This window comes from Mucilaginibacter ximonensis, assembly GCF_042686265.1.
Classification (GTDB): Bacteria; Bacteroidota; Bacteroidia; order Sphingobacteriales; family Sphingobacteriaceae; genus Mucilaginibacter; species Mucilaginibacter ximonensis.
Genome location: NZ_JBHUPD010000001.1, coordinates 998,797 through 1,016,223, shown reverse-complemented (window position 1 = coordinate 1,016,223; position 17,427 = coordinate 998,797). Strand labels below are relative to the sequence as shown.

General features: G+C 42.4%; 14 protein-coding genes. 7 read left to right on the top strand and 7 right to left on the bottom strand.

Annotated features, from left to right (window positions below; translation table 11 throughout):
* Nucleotides 1-123: 123 nt before the first annotated feature.
* Nucleotides 124-756 carry a hypothetical protein gene (locus ACFS5N_RS04570; RefSeq protein WP_377182697.1) on the bottom strand — a complete coding sequence of 211 codons (633 nt, stop codon included), beginning with the start codon at nt 754-756 and terminating at the stop codon, nt 124-126.
* Nucleotides 757-1,578: 822 nt separating this feature from the next.
* Between ACFS5N_RS04570 and ACFS5N_RS04565 the strand changes: the two genes are divergently transcribed.
* The 5 genes from ACFS5N_RS04565 to ACFS5N_RS04545 all read left to right on the top strand — a co-directional run bounded on the left by ACFS5N_RS04565 (nt 1,579) and on the right by ACFS5N_RS04545 (nt 5,848).
* The gene (locus ACFS5N_RS04565; RefSeq protein WP_377182695.1) at nt 1,579-2,220 is read left to right on the top strand and encodes a Crp/Fnr family transcriptional regulator; all 642 of its coding nucleotides are present in this window, start codon (nt 1,579-1,581) and stop codon (nt 2,218-2,220) included.
* A 75-nt stretch (nt 2,221-2,295) separates the two neighbouring features.
* Nucleotides 2,296-3,099, top strand: coding sequence for a sulfite exporter TauE/SafE family protein (locus ACFS5N_RS04560; RefSeq protein WP_377182693.1), 804 nt, complete (start codon nt 2,296-2,298; stop codon nt 3,097-3,099).
* Nucleotides 3,100-3,418: 319 nt separating this feature from the next.
* The gene (locus ACFS5N_RS04555; RefSeq protein ID WP_377182691.1) at nt 3,419-4,834 is read left to right on the top strand and encodes an MBL fold metallo-hydrolase; all 1,416 of its coding nucleotides are present in this window, start codon (nt 3,419-3,421) and stop codon (nt 4,832-4,834) included.
* Nucleotides 4,835-4,877: 43 nt separating this feature from the next.
* Nucleotides 4,878-5,438: a YeeE/YedE family protein gene (locus ACFS5N_RS04550; protein WP_377182689.1), complete on the top strand. Its 561-nt coding sequence runs from the start codon at nt 4,878-4,880 to the stop codon at nt 5,436-5,438.
* Entirely contained in the window at nt 5,435-5,848 is a 414-nt protein-coding gene (locus ACFS5N_RS04545; protein WP_377182687.1) for a DUF6691 family protein, read from the top strand. Before ACFS5N_RS04550 ends, ACFS5N_RS04545 begins: the two co-directional genes overlap by 4 nt.
* A 218-nt stretch (nt 5,849-6,066) precedes the next feature.
* On the opposite strand, the gene ACFS5N_RS04540 is transcribed toward ACFS5N_RS04545, so the two are convergent.
* From ACFS5N_RS04540 to ACFS5N_RS04515, 6 genes are all read right to left on the bottom strand, one after another.
* Nucleotides 6,067-7,128, bottom strand: a complete 1,062-nt coding sequence (locus ACFS5N_RS04540; protein ID WP_377182685.1) for an endo-1,4-beta-xylanase — start codon at nt 7,126-7,128, stop codon at nt 6,067-6,069.
* A 95-nt stretch (nt 7,129-7,223) separates the two neighbouring features.
* Nucleotides 7,224-8,858, bottom strand: a complete 1,635-nt coding sequence (locus ACFS5N_RS04535; protein ID WP_377182683.1) for an alpha-L-fucosidase — start codon at nt 8,856-8,858, stop codon at nt 7,224-7,226.
* 4 nt (nt 8,859-8,862) lie between these two features.
* Nucleotides 8,863-9,978, bottom strand: coding sequence for a Gfo/Idh/MocA family protein (locus ACFS5N_RS04530; protein WP_377182681.1), 1,116 nt, complete (start codon nt 9,976-9,978; stop codon nt 8,863-8,865).
* 18 nt (nt 9,979-9,996) lie between these two features.
* Nucleotides 9,997-10,857: a sugar phosphate isomerase/epimerase family protein gene (locus ACFS5N_RS04525; protein ID WP_377182679.1), complete on the bottom strand. Its 861-nt coding sequence runs from the start codon at nt 10,855-10,857 to the stop codon at nt 9,997-9,999.
* Nucleotides 10,858-10,866: 9 nt separating this feature from the next.
* A complete protein-coding gene (locus tag ACFS5N_RS04520) occupies nt 10,867-12,420 on the bottom strand; it encodes an MFS transporter (RefSeq protein ID WP_377182677.1) in 1,554 nt (517 codons plus the stop codon).
* Between the two features lie 12 nt (nt 12,421-12,432).
* Nucleotides 12,433-15,372: a PVC-type heme-binding CxxCH protein gene (locus ACFS5N_RS04515; protein WP_377182675.1), complete on the bottom strand. Its 2,940-nt coding sequence runs from the start codon at nt 15,370-15,372 to the stop codon at nt 12,433-12,435.
* A gap of 142 nt (nt 15,373-15,514) precedes the next feature.
* Here ACFS5N_RS04515 and ACFS5N_RS04510 point away from each other — a divergent pair, with 142 nt between their 5' ends.
* Together ACFS5N_RS04510 and ACFS5N_RS04505 are read left to right on the top strand one after the other, a co-directional pair.
* Nucleotides 15,515-16,384 (top strand): AraC family transcriptional regulator, encoded by an 870-nt coding sequence (locus tag ACFS5N_RS04510; RefSeq protein ID WP_377182673.1) that lies wholly within the window; start codon nt 15,515-15,517, stop codon nt 16,382-16,384.
* Between the two features lie 421 nt (nt 16,385-16,805).
* On the top strand, nt 16,806-17,360 hold the full coding sequence (locus ACFS5N_RS04505) for an RNA polymerase sigma factor (RefSeq protein WP_377182671.1): 555 nt from the start codon (nt 16,806-16,808) through the stop codon (nt 17,358-17,360).
* The last annotated feature ends 67 nt before the right edge of the window (nt 17,361-17,427 follow it).

The window sequence follows — 17,427 nt, the reverse complement described above, 5'->3', positions numbered from 1 at the left end:
TTAAAATCCTCATGGCTTTCAAGAAGGCCTTTAACTTTAATGGATATTTGGTTATTCGTAATTATTAAGCTTAAAATACTCTTTTCGTACACAAGCTACCCTTGGATGATTTACTGATATCTGTTATCCACCGCAAAGCCCAATGATCGTGTTGATATTAGCAGCCAGGTTACCAATTTGTGTATTGATATTGGCTATAACGGTAGTTAGCTGGGCTTTCTGGCTGTTGACTGCACTCGCATAAGTTTCTAATGCATGATTCACATCACTCTGTAATTCATCCCAGTCTAATACAAAAATATCGTTATAGGGTGTGAGCAATGGATTTGTTGCAGCGTCGGCGAAAACCCCGATCAAATAAGTCAGCGCATCTCTCGTCTGATTGATAATGTCTATTTGCCCCTGGATAACTTCCAGTCCATTGTTCCCACCATCCACAGCATCGATCAGCGCTTGTTTGTAGGCATTGAGTTTAGCAACATTGTTATTAAGGTTAGCACAATTAGCCAGCTCATCAGCACTAATTGTATACGGTCCGGAATCGAAATTATCAACTACCGGCGCGCCATTTATAGTGGCCGCGGCATTATTATATTTAGTGACGATCGACGACCAGTCGCCGTGTTCATGCAAATCGGGATGCTGGCCAGCTTCAACATTATTAACTGCCGATTTAAGATCTGACAACGTTCCAAAAGCGTCTTTGGCTTCATCAAATGCTTGTATTACTATTGGAGAAAGGGTGATAATTGACATGGTGAAGGTGCGTTATGTGATTGAAAATTAATTATTTGATGTAAACTAAGGTAACAATTACAGTTGGTTAAAAAAAAATTCTACCTTTAATAAATAGCCGGATAGGGTGACCCTGACTTTATCAATGTTTTATTATGCAACCATCATAATTATATCATAGTTAACTCACAAGGTATTTAATTGATCAACCATGCCTACAAGAATTTATCATGCATATGCTGGGCCATCAACGTGGAGTGCGTGGACCCAAATTGCCAGCCAGTTTGGCGTTACTGCTTACGATATCACTGCTAATGCAGTAGGGAGTACAATTATTAAGTGCCGTGTAAGGTATTTTGACCGGACCAATACACAGGTGATATCAGAGTTTCTGGATAACATTACTATTCTGACGGCACCAACGGGTGCAGTAGAAGTATCTTTCATGGGCGTGCCGACGGGAACAGCCGTCGATGGGACGATTAATCCTTAGCGCAAATTTCAGGGTTTATTTTTCTCGTGAACTGCTTTAATTTATCTTTAGCGTGATGACGCTTCACGATTTTAATGCACTTACAGATCATGAAAAACTGAGGCGGTGTTGCACTGGAGTTTCCCGGCTGATGCGAAGAGAATGGGCTGATGGTGCAGTTGTATGCGGTAGTATCCTCGTTGTGATGTTTGTGTACCTGTAGCTGTTTCAATAAGTATAATTCTAAGTAATAGAAAATTCAGATTTAGTTATCGCTCATATTAATAATATGAGCTTTAATGAAAGTTTCACAACATCTATCTCTATCACATTAGATTAACTATTTATTTGAGTTTGTCTAATTTTACAAAATGAGTGATATAAACATCGGGCATTATCTGAACCAACTGTTCCCTCAATTTGAGCCCGCTCTTAACACCTTTATAGCCGAAAACGCGTTGGTTGCCAAAGTTCCGGCAGGTGAGGTTATTCTACGCACCGGTCAGTATATTAAAAGCACGATGATGATCATTGAGGGCCGGGTAAAGCTTTACCGCGAGGGTGAGGACGGTGGCGAATTCTTCATGTATTACCTGGAGCCCGGCGATGCCTGCGCTTTAACCATGATTTGTGCTGCCAAACAAGAAACCAGCGAGGTAATGGGCAAGGCTATTGAAGACACTACTGTGCTGGCCGTGCCCATCGGCCTGATGGATACAATGATGACAACTTACAAAACATGGTATTACTTCGTACTCGAAACCTACCGTTCCAGGTATGAGGAGCTGCTGGTAGTAATTGACCATATTGCGTTTAAAGATATGGATGAACGCCTGTTCTATTATCTCCAAAACCAGTATAACAATTTAGAGGTAAGGGAAATCAAGATCACACACAGCGAAATAGCGGCCGACCTAAACTCATCCAGAGAAGTTATCTCCCGGCTCCTGAAAAAAATGGAGCAGCGCGGTGACATTGCACTGCATCGTAATTTTATAGAATGGAAAAAATAACTACCTGGGTGACATAAGTCACCGTTTAAAGCCTTATACGGTACCGAGTTTTGTGCTTTTCAATAATTACCAGGCATGGAAATTTTCGCTTATATAGCTTCTGCTTTAATTGGCATCTCACTCGGACTAATTGGTGGCGGCGGCTCCATCATGACGGTGCCGGTACTGGTTTACCTGTTTGGTACCAGTCCGCTTTTGGCAACATCTTACTCCTTATTTATTGTGGGTTCAACCAGTATGGTAGGCGCCTACAGTAATTATCGCAAAGGATTGGTGAGCGTTAAAACCGCATTGCTTTTTGGCTTAACTTCCATAACAACCGTTTTTGTTACCCGTAAATTTTTTATTCCGCTTATACCAAAGCATATTGCACAGTTTGGTTCGTTTGAGCTTACCGAGAACACCATGACTATGATGCTATTTGCAATGCTGATGATTGCTGCGGCGGCTGCCATGATAAAAAGCGGTGGCAAAAAAGAAACCATTGATCCTATAAATGAAAGGAAACTTAATATACCTAAGTTGTTAGGTTACGGCATCGCAATTGGTTTGGCTACCGGTATATTAGGTGCGGGCGGCGGCTTCTTGCTTATCCCAACACTGGTGCTGCTGGTTGGGCTACCGATGAAAGAGGCAGTTGGAACTTCATTGCTGATTATAGCCCTGAACTCGTTAATTGGCTTTACCGGCGATTTGGGGCACTTTAAAATAGATTGGTGGTTTTTAGCGAAGATTACCGTAATCGCCGTCACCGGTATATTCGCTGGCGGCACTATCAATAAAATGATTGACGGAGCCAAGCTTAAAAAGGGTTTTGGTTGGTTTGTATTGGTTATGGGTGTATACATCATCGCGAGGGAGTTATTCCTGGCGAAATGAAATACAAGAGACAATGAATATTGAAACACTAAACGGTATGCTTTATAACTCGAATGTGATGCGGATAATCTGATTAATACTTGGGCTGGTAATATAAAGAGCAGGCATTGCAGACCGAAGCGTTTTATTTCAGGCTGTCACCGCAACTGGATGCTCTGCTGTAGCTTTTTGAAGCATACTTTTAGGTCGCTGTAAAAAGCCTAAAACATGAGCGCAGCGTTTTACCTGAAAAATAAAATATGCTTGGTGACTTTTATCACCGTTGGTAGCGGGTTACCAAACTGATATTTGTATAGAAAAATTAATTGGAACAAACACAATGACCGTAGAACAGATATATACCGGATGTTTAGCGCAGGGAGCTTATTACATTCAATCGGAAAACGAGGCAGCCATCATTGATCCGCTTCGCGAGGTAGCGCAGTATATACAAAAAGCTGAGGCCGCAGGTGCAAAAATTAAATACGTTTTTGAAACCCACTTTCACGCTGACTTTGTGTCGGGGCACGTTAACCTGGCACGTAAAACTGGCGCAAAAATAGTCTATGGGCCTAATGCCGAAACTGGATTTGATGCCTGCATAGCACGGGACAACGAAGAATTTAAGATAGGCAGGGCCACCATTAAAGTTTTGCATACGCCGGGCCATACGATGGAGTCGAGCTGCTATTTACTTATAGACGAACAGGGTAAGGAAACAGCCTTGTTTTCTGGTGATACACTGTTTATTGGTGACGTTGGCCGCCCGGACTTGGCACAAAAAGCAGGTATCCTCACACAAGAAGACCTGGCAGGTATGCTGTTCGATTCGCTCCGTAATAAGATCATGCCTTTAAGTGATGATGTTATTGTTTACCCGGCCCACGGGGCAGGATCAGCCTGCGGTAAAAACATGAGCAAGGAAACTACCGATACCCTGGGTAATCAAAAGAAATACAATTATGCCTTGAGGCCAAACATGACCAGGGATGAATTTATTACCGAGGTAACCCGCGGCCTGACGCCGCCACCGGCCTATTTCCCGCTCAACGTAAAGATGAACAAGCAAGGGTACGAAAATTTTGATCAGGTACTAAGCAAGGGCACCCAGCCCCTAACACCCGGCGAGTTCGAGGCGGCAGCCAACGCCACAGGCGCCATCTTACTTGATACGCGCGATGCACAAACTTTTGCGCAGGCATTCATCCCAAACTCTGTCAACATTGGTATAGACGGTAGCTTTGCGCCGTGGGTGGGCGCCCTAATACCAGACATTGATCAGCCAATATTGCTTATTACCGATCCGGGTAGGGAAGAGGAAGTAGTTACACGATTAGCCAGGGTTGGGTATGATCATGCCATTGGTTACCTGCAAGGTGGCATCGAAACCTGGAAAGCAGCCGGTAAAGAAACAGACGCGATCCAATCCGTTTCGGTTGATGAACTAGCTGAAATCGCTCAAAAAAAATCCGTAAATATTCTGGATGTTCGTAAAGAAAGTGAATATTACGCTGAACACCTTTTAAATGTTGAAAACGTGTCGCTCGACTATATTAATAAAAACATGACCGGCATTAGCAAGGATAAAACTTATTACGTCCATTGTGCCGGGGGCTACCGTTCTATGATATTTAACTCCATATTGCGGGCCCGCGGATTTCATAATTTGATTGATATCAAAGGTGGGTTTAAAGCATTGAAAGAATCGGGCAGATTCGAGATAAGCGATTACATGTGTCCAAGCACTATGTTGTAAATCACACAGCAAAACAGGTTTATAAATTGATTAAAATATTAATATGATTGAATTACTGAAGCAACCATGGCCCTGGTATACATCGGGTATAGCTATAGCTATTATTATGGTTACGTTGTTGTATTTTGGAAAGTCGTTCGGTTTCTCCTCAAACCTGCGCACCATTTGTACTCTGGCCGGTGCCGGAAAAAAAGTTGCATTTTTTGATTTTGACTGGAAAACGCAAAAATGGAACCTGCTTTTTTTGGTGGGTTCCATTTTAGGTGGTATCATATCGGCTACGCTTTTGAAAAACGATGCGCCTCTAAAAATATCTGCTGCTACTGTAAAAGATTTAAACGATATAGGTATACATTTCGACGGGCAGTTTAATCCCGGTCAGTTATTTGGCGTACATAATATCTCTTTTAAAAACGTGCTGATAATGCTATTTGGAGGGGTGCTTGTCGGTTTTGGTTCACGCTATGCCGGCGGCTGCACCTCTGGCCATGCCATTAGTGGTTTATCAAACCTTCAATTACCATCGCTAATCGCAGTTGCGGGCTTTTTCATGGGCGGCCTAATAATGACACATTTACTTTTACCACTGATATTCGGTTTATGAAAGGAGTTAGATTTATTCTTGCCGGAATAGTATTCGGCATCGTTATGGTAAAATCAGAAGCTGCATCGTGGTATCGCATACAAGAAATGTTTCGCTTTCAGTCGTTCCACATGTATGGTATTATTGGTACAGCCGTGGTTTTAGGTATGCTGGCCGTTTACCTGATAAAGAAATTAAAAATAAAAGATTCCCAAGGCAATCCTATCATTATCCCCGATAAGGATAAGGGCTGGAAAAAATACATCATTGGCGGACTAATTTTCGGGTTAGGGTGGGCGTTAACCGGTGCTTGCCCCGGCCCAATGTTCGTAAACGTTGGCTATGGGTATATTACCATGCTTATTGTCATATTCGGAGCAGTAATGGGCACTTACCTTTACGGTTTGCTCAAAAACAAACTGCCGCACTAACTGCAATCAGCCGAAAAAAGCGCGGTAGGGCAGAAGATACCCCTAGAATAATCGCATAGTAAATAAAAACGCCGCTCTGATTTTGCCAGAGCGGCGTTTTTATTTACTATGCAGCTAACCGAGCGGTTTGGGTGACGGTCACTCTGATCTGGCGTATTAGCCACAGTTAAATAAACTGCTAATAAAATATAAGCAAGAGCTTTAGATCTTCTTAATAATCAAAACTGCACGACACTCCAATAAGCCTTTTTAGGTTTTAAATTTTGATCAAACAACAATGGATAATTTTTCCTTCCTCTCACCGGAAAGTTATCAAGCCATGAATACTTATCAGATACGTTCCAAAATGTTACTCCGGTTAAGTATTGTTTGTAATCGCGAAATACTTTAAAAACTTTAGCGTATTGCTCTAATTGTTTTTGTTCTCGCACTGCCGTAAAATTAGCATCGGCGGCGTCCTTATCTTTGCCGGTATAAACGGATATGTCTAACTCTGTAATCTGAACCTTAAGACCTAATGAACTGAATTTTTTAATACTGGTTATTATCGCTTCTTCAGATGGGTCATCGATTGACCAATGAGCCTGCAAACCCACCGCGTTAACAGGTATACCGGCATCCAGCATTTTCTTTAAAAGTTGATAAACACGCTCGCGTTTAGCAGGATTTTCAGTTCCGTAGTCATTGTAAAACAAAACGGCATTCGGGTCGGCCTCATGCGCATATTCAAATGCTTTAAAAATGAAGTCTTCGCCACATATCTGGTACCATAATGAATTTCGAAGCAGTTGATCATTGTTATCAGAGACGGCTTCATTAACAACATCCCAGGCATAAATTTTCCCTTTGTATCTGCCAACAACATTATTAATATGGTCTTTTAACCTGGTTAACAATACGTCTTTACTAACCGGGTTGCCATTTTTGTCGTGAAAAATCCAGTCGGGCGCCTGCGTGTGCCAGCATAAGTTATGGCCGCGCACCCGCATATGATGCGCCTGCGCAAAACCGACGATGGCATCCGCATCTTTCCAGTTATATGTATTTTCCTGAGGATGGATAGGCCCCATCTTCATTGCATTTTCAGGAGTCAGGCTGTTGAACTGTTCTAAAATAAGCTGCCGTTCTGCCGAATCTTTTAAGCTTCGCGGCGACACAGCTACACCGATAGGGAAATAGTTTTTGTAATAATCTTTTAACCCCTTTTTTACCGGAGGCTGTGCTTGCGAAGCAAATGCAATAAACAGCAATGTCAGCATGCATGTTAAAGTCTTTTTCATTGGTCTGTTTTATTACAGCTTAATAGCACTATTTGCCGACTAAATTTAGCCAGAATTATTGATGTACAATCACTATTTAATCTCTGCCGCCGGTACTATGTTATCGATCCTTCAATTTTAAGCACAAATGCATGCGCGCCGACCGGTTGGTCTGGTAGATTTATCATAAGCCCATCTGCAGTTTGTTTAAACGATAGTTTTTGGCCATTACCTAATAAAGCAATCTGCTCAACTCGCCCGGAGTTTGTGTTCAGCGCCTTAATATCTATTTGTTGATTTGTCGGCCACCCAAACATGGTGGCGTAAAGTGTTTTTCCTTTTGTCGCAAAGCGGATATCTTCTGCTACAAATGGTTTGCCCTTTCCTTCATTAAAACCTTGTGCGCTAAGCGGGGCGCTTGACGCAATGGCAGGGCCCTCGCCAAAGATTTTCCAGGGGCGGGTACCATAAATACTTTCACTGTTTAAGTGCATCCAGTCTGCTATTCCTTCAACAACAGTTCTCTCTTTGTCATCTATGGTGCCATCGCCACGTACAGGTATGTTTAACAAAAGGTTACCGTTTTTACTCACTATGTCAACCAAAGTTTGAATAACCGTTTTTGCGCTTTTGTAACTGCCGTTTTCATAAATACGACGGTCGTAATGCCAACCCCCAATACAGGTGTCTGTCTGCCAAGGGAATGATTCAATCTGGTTGCTTTGACCGCGTTCAATATCCCAAACCATGCATTTTCGCTGCTGCTCGTTTAATATCTTACCAAAGATAACCGCATTTAACTTGCCATGCTTTTTAATACTGGTATTGTAAAGATGGGCCGCTATACGCAATCCCGCATCACTTACCGGCCACAAGGGTAGGGCTGTATCATCAAAATACAATATTTCTACACCGTATTTATCTATCAGCTCTATGGTTCGTTTATAAAACTTCTCGCAGTATTCAGTCGATGGCGGTGTTACACCGTTACCCCAGTTCCATTGGCTGTGAATGGTGCCGTCATTCAGGCTATTCATACTCAACGGATGGTTTTGTGCGTAAAGTTCTTGCGGATCTTCGCCTTGCCACCATTTGCCATTCCCGTCGGCCTTAGTCAGCTTGCCATCATACGGTACGCCGGCAAGCGGTCCGTTTTTGTCAGCTCTTTGCGATGGTTCAAGCCAGCTCCAGGCATGAGCGGCATGAATGCTCACACCAAATGGTATATCATATTTTTTAGCTGCGTTTGCCCAGCCGCGAATTAAATCTTTTTTTGGCCCTATACGGGTTGAGTTCCACGGCTGATGGGTGCTGTTATACAAATCAAAATTATCATGGTGGTTAGCCAGTGCCATGAAATATTTAGCCCCCGCTTTTTTATAAAGGCCAACCAGTTCATCAGGGTTCCAGTTTTCAGCCTTCCAATCGTTAATAACGTCTTTAAATCCAAATTTTGACGGATGACCGTATTTTTCGCAGTGATATTTATATTGATCGCTGCCTTCCTGGTACATTCCGCGGGCATACCAATCGCCCCGCTCTGGTTGGCATTGCGGCCCCCAATGCGCCCACATACCAAACTTAGCGTCGCGAAACCAATCTGGCACCTGATATTGCGTCAATGAATCCCAGGTAGGTTTAAAAGCAGGTGCGGCGTAAGGCGCTTTTAATAACCTGCCGGCGTAGCTTTTTGATAAATACAACGACGAGACACCAGCTGCAATCCCTTTAAGTAACGTTCTTCTTTCCACGACCTTAATCAATTAATGTAAAATTAGGCAGGTTTATTTTTTTACCGCCATTCATTGCCGACTCATGTGCTAAAATGCCCACACAAGTAATATTTGCAGACTGGCGGGCATTAGGGAAAGGCTGTCGATGGTTTACCAGGGCAGAAACAAACTCATTAACCAGGTGCGGATGCGAGCCACCATGCCCGGATCCTTGTATAAACGATAAGTGCTGGTTGCTGTTGGCGTCATAAACACCGCCCGTGGTAAATGCCTGGATTTCCTGAGGTAGTAAATGCGCATAGTCAGGTATCGTCACTTTTTCTGGGTTTTCACCGGTGTGGATCACCGATGGCTCGTGTTCAATAAGCGTCCATTCAAATGTTTTTTTAGAGCCGTATACATCAAAGCTTTCGCGATATTGTCTTGCGGTGTTAAACAGCGAACGTGTTACCTCGGCCGCCAGATCAGAATCTTTAAATTTGATATGACAACTTTCGACCGCAAAAGGCGACCCATATTTGCTGATCAGATTTTCATCGATACGGCCAGAGCCAAAGCATGATACATATTCAGCATCTGCTTTCGCCAGCGCTAAAACAGGGCCTACACAATGCGTGGCGTAATGCATAGGAGGGAGGCCTTCCCAATACCCCGGCCAGCCTGCCATTTCCTGTTGGTGCGAAGCGCGTAAAAATTGCAGGCGGCCTAATTCGCCGTTTTCATATAATTCTTTAACAAATAAAAACTCGCGGCTATAAATTACCGTTTCCATCATCATGTAGGTCAAACCGGTTTCTTTAACTGCTTCCACTATTTGCCGGCATTCTTCAACCGTTGTTGCCATTGGTACTGTACAGGCCACATGCTTACCAGCTCGCAGCGCTTTTAAAGACTGCTCGGCGTGGTTTTGGATAGGCGTGTTAATATGTACCGCGTCGACTTCGGGATCGCGTAATAATTCGTCATAATCTGTATAACGCTTTTCAACGCCAAAAGCGTCGCCCACTTCATGCAACTTTTTGTGATCACGTTGACAAATAGCATACATTTTAGCATTTGGATGGTGCTGGTAAATAGGAATAAACTCAGCCCCAAAGCCTAAACCAATAATTGCTACGTTAATTTTTTTATTTTCCATGTTTTATAAAGTTTGATATTATTGAGCCCATTGTTTTAAAAATGCCAGGCCTTCAATAGCAAATTTTTCCTGACTCAGGGCCAGCGGATGCCAAATACAAACCGCCTGCGCCAATTCCTGATTATTGGGCGTAAAGCTTTCAATAGAAATGGTGCCTTTGTAATTAATGGCTTCTAAACCCCGCCGGTAAGCGTCCCAATTTGTTTGGCCGGTACCAGGAGTGCCGCGATAGTTTTCGGCCACCTGCAAATGAATTAGTTTATCGCCCACCAACTTGATAGCCTCTTCAACATTGCGTTCTTCAATGCTCATGTGAAAACCATCGAGAATAACTTTAGCCGCGGGATGGTCGATATCATCTACTAATCTCAAAACATCCCAGGCGGTGTTCACTAAATCTGATTCAAAACGATTAAGCGGTTCTAAAGCTATTTCTAAACCGCGTTGTTGAGCCATATCGCAAACCTTGCGCAAATTGGTTACTGCGAGGTCCCACTCAGCCCTGCGTTGTGCAGGCGGTAGCATACGCGCTTTACCCACTGCCGAATACATAGGCCCGGCAAAGAAATCAGTGCCCCACAAAACGCATAGATCCAGACAATCTTCAATGTATTTAAAACAGATTTCATGAATAGCCGGGTCCTGGTTTGTTAAATCGCGGGTGGGGCCAAAGGCGCCACAAACCACAGCATTCAGTTTATATTTTTGTAGTGCGGCCTTAACCGCATTGCCATCTATTATGGAGGGATCTTCAACCGCAATCTCAACGGTATCAAATCCCATTTGGGCAATTTTTGGAAATAGTTCTTCTATGGACGATGTTTGAAATGGCGAGGTAAATAGCCAGGTGCTGACACCGAATTTTACTGGTAATGGCATATGGTTTCGTTAATAAGGTGTAGCTTCCGGTTCTTCGGTTTGATTCAGCGTGACGGCCTTATATCCGCCTTTAGATTTGAAATACAGGATAAGTAGAAGGAAACTTACCAACATAATTAATGGAAAAATAACGATGTAGCGTAATGCCTCCTTTTTTGCAGCGTCGCTTATAGTGGTTACCGTGTGTTGCTCATCTGCTTTAGCTGTAGCTAATTTAGCCTGATCAAGCGCTTTGTAATCGCCAAAAAAACTTGTCTTTTGCTCAGTTACATAGGTGCTGTGAATGGTTGTGTGGTTGGCTACGTCGTAGGCTGTTATTTTATTATCAACTGATTTATCCTGGATGAACCCCAGGATGCCTGCACCGATAACGCCGGCAGCAATCATTCCTAAACCACCGGTAATATTTAAAGTTAACGCACCGCCTTTTGGAAACCGCTCTGACACCATGCCTAACATAGTAGGCCAGAAAAATGATTTACCCAAACCATAAATGGTTGCCGCAACTAAAATAAGGCTGCCGACGGAAAAAGACATGATATAAAGCCCGATACCCGCTATAGCAGAACATATAGCTAACAAGCCCGGAGACGAAAAGCGATGTGATATTGGCCCTGCAAAAAAACGCAAGGCAAACATAATTGCCGACGTATAAACCAATACCCAACCGGCCTGAAAACCTATCTTATTCATCTCAGGCGTCATGAGGTCGGTTATCCAGCTATCAGTTCCAAGCTCGGTGGTAGCTAATGGAATCATTATCAATAACAAAACAATAAACAGGGGCTTACCCAAACTGCGTGTGTAATAGCCAAAACCAGCGGTTATCAATAAGGTGATGATGACGCTTGCCAGAGTTGTCCACCCGAATACGGCGCCGAGTTGAAAAATGATTAGGGCCACGATAATAAGCGCGCCACCCGCACCAACTTCCTGTAACATTTCTTTATAAGACACTCCAGCCTGAACACGCTCGTTAAGCGGGAACTTCCTGGAGATGATCATAATGGCATATATAAGTGTAGGGATGAGTATTAAGGCTATTTTATACTCCCAGCGGGTATTGACGCCAAGAAATAAAGCCATTATACCACCCAAAACTAAACCGCCGGCCCAACCTGCGTGAAGCCTGCTTAACCATTTAATTTTTTCTTTCGGAAACATGGTGGCCACCACCGGGTTGGCTACCGCTTCGACAGTGCCATTGCCAATAGCGCAAATGAACGATCCGATGTAAAGCATCCAATAGCCCGTAGCAAAAATGGTTAAAATAGCAGATGCGATATGACAGAATACGGCAAAAAACATTGCTGTTTTATAGCCGATCCTGTCTATCACCAAACTAAACAATACAATACTTATAGCGAAGGGCCAAAGACCTACGCCGGCAATTTCTCCTAACTGCGTTTGGGTAAGTTTAAAGTCAACACCCCATTGCGGCAATACAATCGCCCGCAGGATAAAGCCAAAGGCTGTTGTTACCAATGAGATGAAGCAGGCATAAAAAAGCTTCATATCGGGTGCAGTACTTGCTGTGCGCTTACTTAAAGTTGGATTGACCATGATTTTAGCTTTTTATTTTACGACATGCATCAGGCCATTCATGATGCGCCAGTGACCTGGGAACGAGCATATAAACGGATAGTCGCCCGCGTCTGCCGGTACACGGAATTTCAATATGGTTTTCCCCTGCGGATCAATCAATTTAGTCGACCACAATACTTCCGGCATTTTAGGGATATAGCTTTGTTCTAAACCTTTCGGGTCTTGTGCCAGCTTATCGGCCGCGGAGCCTACCTTCTCTAAACTTCCTTTTTGCAGTATCAGGAAATTGTGCTGCATAAAGTCGGGATTTGCAAAGTCAATTTCAACCAAACTACCGGCTTTAACCGTAAAGGCCTTAGTATCAAATTTCATAGCGTTTTGAACCACGTTTATTTTGACTATTTGATCGGGCTTAGCATTTGACACCCGGGGCCGGCCATTTGCGGCCATATTGGCATCCTTGATTTCTTCTGCCGCACCTTTAACGTGTGTGGCTATCGCTGCCTGCAATGCTTTACTGATCCAGTAATCGTTCATATTTTGCGGTACCTTTTGCATAGCTTGCAAGGTTGTACCCATAGCGTCCGACTGCGGCATATCGGCAATGGTCAGGATAGCAGCCAGTCTGGTATTCAGATTAACATCATTCAATAAGCCGGCATTTTGTATAGCCACCATTGACTGGTTGGTTAACGGCAACACCTGCGCGGCGGCCTTTCTAACCCCGGCCGAAGGATGTCTTAAAGCACCTTCGGCAACGCCGATAGCTTGCTGATCAGATCCGCCTAGCAGGCCTAAACCTTTAAGCGTCCATAAGGCATGTATAGCCGGCGCGTTAATACCTATAGCATCAATGTCTCTATTTTGTATCAGTGTGTAAAGCTTGGGTACCAATTGTTTATAACCACCTTCGACAATTAAACGCTGAGCAGTCATGCGCCAAAACATATTGTCGCTTTGAAGCGCCGCCACCAGTTGATCGGGATTGTTTTTATCCAGCGCCTTTATTGCTGAAGGTTTTGCATTGTCGTAAATAATGCGGTATATACGCCCATGGGTACGGTCACGTAACGGATTAATGTAGGCGTTACCCTTGCCGTTTTCAAATCCTCTGGGAGTAGGATTATGCTGAATGATGAAGTTATACCAGTCGGCCACCCACAAAGCACCATCGGGGCCAACTTCAGACTGTACAGGAGCCAACCATTCATCGGCACTGGCCAGGAAATTCCATCCATCCTTTTCTTTAAAGCCTGAGCCATCTGGTTCTAAAATTGCCCGGTGGACAACACGCCCAGTAGGTTCATTTACAAATGCTATGCGGTTCCAATACTCCTGCGGAAAGTTACGCGCGGTATAAAGATTATGCCCGGCCGCAGCGGTAAAGCCATCGTGAACATCCACCTGTCTTAAGTTTTTTGTAACCACGTGCATATTGTAATGGCCGTCAATTTTTAATACAGAGGTCATTGGCGGCAAACCAATCTTATTGATGTATGACAACGGCATGCCTAAATAATCGCTGTGCGAATTATTGGCTGTTGAAATAAATACATCGTTATTTTCTGAAAATCCTAAACCCCAGGTATTGTTACTGGTGGCACCCATGTGCTCTAGGTGTTTGCCGTCCGGTGTAAACCGATAGGCAGCTTGCGAAAAATCAAAATGTTCACCACCTACGTCGCCCTTAAAGCCTGAATAACCAACAGTTCCCCAAATTTTATTATCGAAACCGTAATGCAGATTTGACGGACCGGCGTGGGTATCAAACTTACCCCAACCTGATATCAGTTTTACCCGTACATCGGCCTTATCGTCTCCGTTGGTGTCTTTGAGAAAAATGAAGTCGGGCGCCTGCGCAACAATTACGCCACCATTAGCAAATACAATGCTGGTAGGTATGTTAAGTTTATCTGCAAAGATGGTGAACTTATCAGCCTTACCATCACCATTGGTATCTTCACAAATTTTTATGCGGTCATGGCCTTCTTCAGGATTATCAATCACCGTATTCGGATAATCAATTGTCTCTAATATCCAAAGCCGGCCGCGCTCGTCCCATGCCATTGCAATAGGTTTTTCAATATCGGGTTCAGCGGCAAACAGCTCCATTTTAAAACCGACAGGAACTTGAGTTAAAAGCTGCGACTGTGCAGGTGAAAGCGGTTCCTGCAGCTTTGGTGCCGGATTTCTGTTTTCATAATTTGGTATATCAGCTGCCGTATAATCCGGAGCAGGTTTTGAAAGCTTATCGAGGTCTTTTTCCGCCTTTTTCCCCACAGCCCAAATTGTTCCGTTTTCCAGAAGTTTTAAAAACATCGGATTTTTCCAGGTATGCTCATCGTGACCATAGGCAGTATAAAATATGCGCCCTTTACCATAATTATTTGTCCAGGTATAAGGTTCATGATGATCACCTTCTACGCGCTCAGTCAGCACATGAATAGCTTTATTGATTTTGGTATGTACATAGGTCTCGTCCCAGGTATTAAAAGGGGAGATACCTTTCATGATGGGGTGCTTTTTGTCGACAATGACCGTAGTAAATGTATCGGTTTTATGTGTGCTGAACTGACCGCCAACCATTTTGACATACTCGTCAGAGTTACGGAAACAGAATGATGCGCAATGGATAGGAATGAAGCCTTTACCGTTTTTTACAAAACTTAATAAAGCTTTTTCCTGCGAAGCAGAAATCGTATCGTAATTGGCATAAAGCATCAACCCATCATATTTTGAAAGATTAGCCTCGTTCAAATCATCGGGGTTGTTCGTGTAGGTAATATTGATCCCATCTTTAAAAAAAGATTGCTGGACAACTTCAGCCAGTTTCTCTGACAGGTGATGGTTAGCGGTATGCCCCAAAAACAAAATCTCCAGGCGGCGTGGCGGATTGGTTTTGATTAATGTGCCTTTAAAACTGATAACAGCCGCCAAACAAACCGCGGCCAGGATCAAATACTTTTTCATGAAATGAGCTAAATAGGTTTACTAATTGATGAATTAGATATAAGCAAATATGAGAATCAAACCTTTTTCTTTTTTATCCAATTTTGACTGTTTTTTATCATTAATTATTTAATTTTATGTTATTTTGGGCTAATAATAACTTATGAAGCCAGCTATCCACAAGTCTCCTATACCTGATTCTCAAGTATTTATTGTTAAATATCTGCACGATCAATATTTTGATCCTGTTTGGCATTCACATTCTGAGTACCAGTTATTTGTTCCGCTGGAGGGGAGTGGAACCCGATTTATAGGCGACAGCATCAAATCATTCGGGCCAAATGAATTGATATTGACAGGTTCAAATTTACCCCACCTTTGGCGAAGCGATGAAGCGTACTTTGAAAAAAACACCTCATTAAAGATAAGCGGCATAGTTATTTATTTACAGGAAAGTTTGCTTGGCGACCATTTAATGAAAAAGGAAGAGATGCTGCAGTTAAATAAGTTTTTTAAACGGTCATCGCGCGGGCTGGAGTTTTATGGCCAGGTCAGGCAGCAGGTAATTGCAATGATGAAAGAACTGCTGCAATTAAAAGGACTTGATGCATTTATTCATCTGCTTAAGATTTTAAACCTCTTATCGGGTACTAAAGAATATCATTACATATCGCATACAGAATATATTGATCCATTCAAAGAAAATGAAACCGACAGAATGAGCAGGGTTTACGAGTATATCCTGAAAAACTATCGCAAAAAAATAAATCAAAATGAGTTGGCAGATTTACTCTGTATGACGCCCACATCGTTTAGCCGCTATTTTACGACGGTTAATAATAAAAACTTTGCCAGATTTATAAGCGAACTTAGAATTAAGCACGCCTGTAAATTACTAACGGAAACTGATATGAGTATTGCAACGGTGGCTGAGAAGTCGGGGTTTAAAACATTATCCAACTTTAATAAACAATTTAAAGAAGAAATGAAGGCAAAACCGTCAGATTACCGGCACCAGTTTTTAAATATTTAACAGAAATGATATTATCGCCGCTAATATTATCTGCCTATAAACAAATATTTCTGGCGTGTAAACCGGTATGTTAAGTAAAAACCATGTATGCATTATCTTTTTTTGTCGGAATATTTATGAAATTTTATTGTAATTTTTCTTTGAGAAAGCTATTTAACGTATTGATTGCAAACTTATAAGTCATATTTTATCATAGTTTTATGATTTTATGTTTGCAAATAATTCATTTTTGCCATTTTATTTTTTTAGTTTTTTATTTTAATTAAAAATAGACCATAGCTTAATTGAATATTTGATAAAAAAATCTCCAATTATCAAAATAAATGTAAATTAATTTTGCATTTCACTAAATTTATAACGTTGATAGTAACTAATCAACGATATTGATTAACTGATTTTTAGTTTATTGGAGTTATTGCGGATGGATTTATTCAAAAAGCTTTCTGACGAAGAATTAGTCGCCTTAATTACTGAAAATAATTCAAAGGCTTTCAGAACACTTTATGATCGGTATTGGGACCGTATGCTTGTCAAAGCCCTGTCGACGCTGCAATCGCACGAGTTGGCCGAAGAAGTAGTTCAGGATGCCTTTATTAATTTCTGGCGCCGCCGGCAAACCATCCAGCTTAAATATAGCTTTCATACTTATATAGCCTCTGTAGTTAAATATGAAGTAATGACTAAGCTGGCTAACCGCAATAAACAACCTCTATTTATTGAAGACATTGCCTTCACCAATCCGGCCGACCACTCAACCCAACAATGGCTGGATTTTGATGAACTAAAAGATCAAATTCAAAATACCATACTAACCCTTCCGGACAAATGTCAACTGGTGTTCAGATTAAGTCGTGAAGAAGGCCTTACCGCCAATCAGATATCGAATACACTGAATATCTCCCGTAAAACTGTCGAAGCCCATATTTCCAAAGCAATTAAGACCTTGCGTATAAGTTTGGGAAGTTTCTTCATGTAATCAGGCCCGATTATATTATTTACATCATTAAACTGTTTGGATTAGTCAAATTTCAACATAACAGGCA

Coding starts and splice junctions, on each gene's coding strand:
- ACFS5N_RS04570 (WP_377182697.1), bottom strand. CDS start 756: ATGTCAATTATCACCCTTTCTCCAATAGTAATACAAGCATTTGATGAA.
- ACFS5N_RS04565 (WP_377182695.1), top strand. CDS start 1,579: ATGAGTGATATAAACATCGGGCATTATCTGAACCAACTGTTCCCTCAA.
- ACFS5N_RS04560 (WP_377182693.1), top strand. CDS start 2,296: ATGGAAATTTTCGCTTATATAGCTTCTGCTTTAATTGGCATCTCACTC.
- ACFS5N_RS04555 (WP_377182691.1), top strand. CDS start 3,419: ATGACCGTAGAACAGATATATACCGGATGTTTAGCGCAGGGAGCTTAT.
- ACFS5N_RS04550 (WP_377182689.1), top strand. CDS start 4,878: ATGATTGAATTACTGAAGCAACCATGGCCCTGGTATACATCGGGTATA.
- ACFS5N_RS04545 (WP_377182687.1), top strand. CDS start 5,435: ATGAAAGGAGTTAGATTTATTCTTGCCGGAATAGTATTCGGCATCGTT.
- ACFS5N_RS04540 (WP_377182685.1), bottom strand. CDS start 7,128: ATGAAAAAGACTTTAACATGCATGCTGACATTGCTGTTTATTGCATTT.
- ACFS5N_RS04530 (WP_377182681.1), bottom strand. CDS start 9,978: ATGGAAAATAAAAAAATTAACGTAGCAATTATTGGTTTAGGCTTTGGG.
- ACFS5N_RS04525 (WP_377182679.1), bottom strand. CDS start 10,857: ATGCCATTACCAGTAAAATTCGGTGTCAGCACCTGGCTATTTACCTCG.
- ACFS5N_RS04520 (WP_377182677.1), bottom strand. CDS start 12,420: ATGGTCAATCCAACTTTAAGTAAGCGCACAGCAAGTACTGCACCCGAT.
- ACFS5N_RS04515 (WP_377182675.1), bottom strand. CDS start 15,372: ATGAAAAAGTATTTGATCCTGGCCGCGGTTTGTTTGGCGGCTGTTATC.
- ACFS5N_RS04510 (WP_377182673.1), top strand. CDS start 15,515: ATGAAGCCAGCTATCCACAAGTCTCCTATACCTGATTCTCAAGTATTT.
- ACFS5N_RS04505 (WP_377182671.1), top strand. CDS start 16,806: ATGGATTTATTCAAAAAGCTTTCTGACGAAGAATTAGTCGCCTTAATT.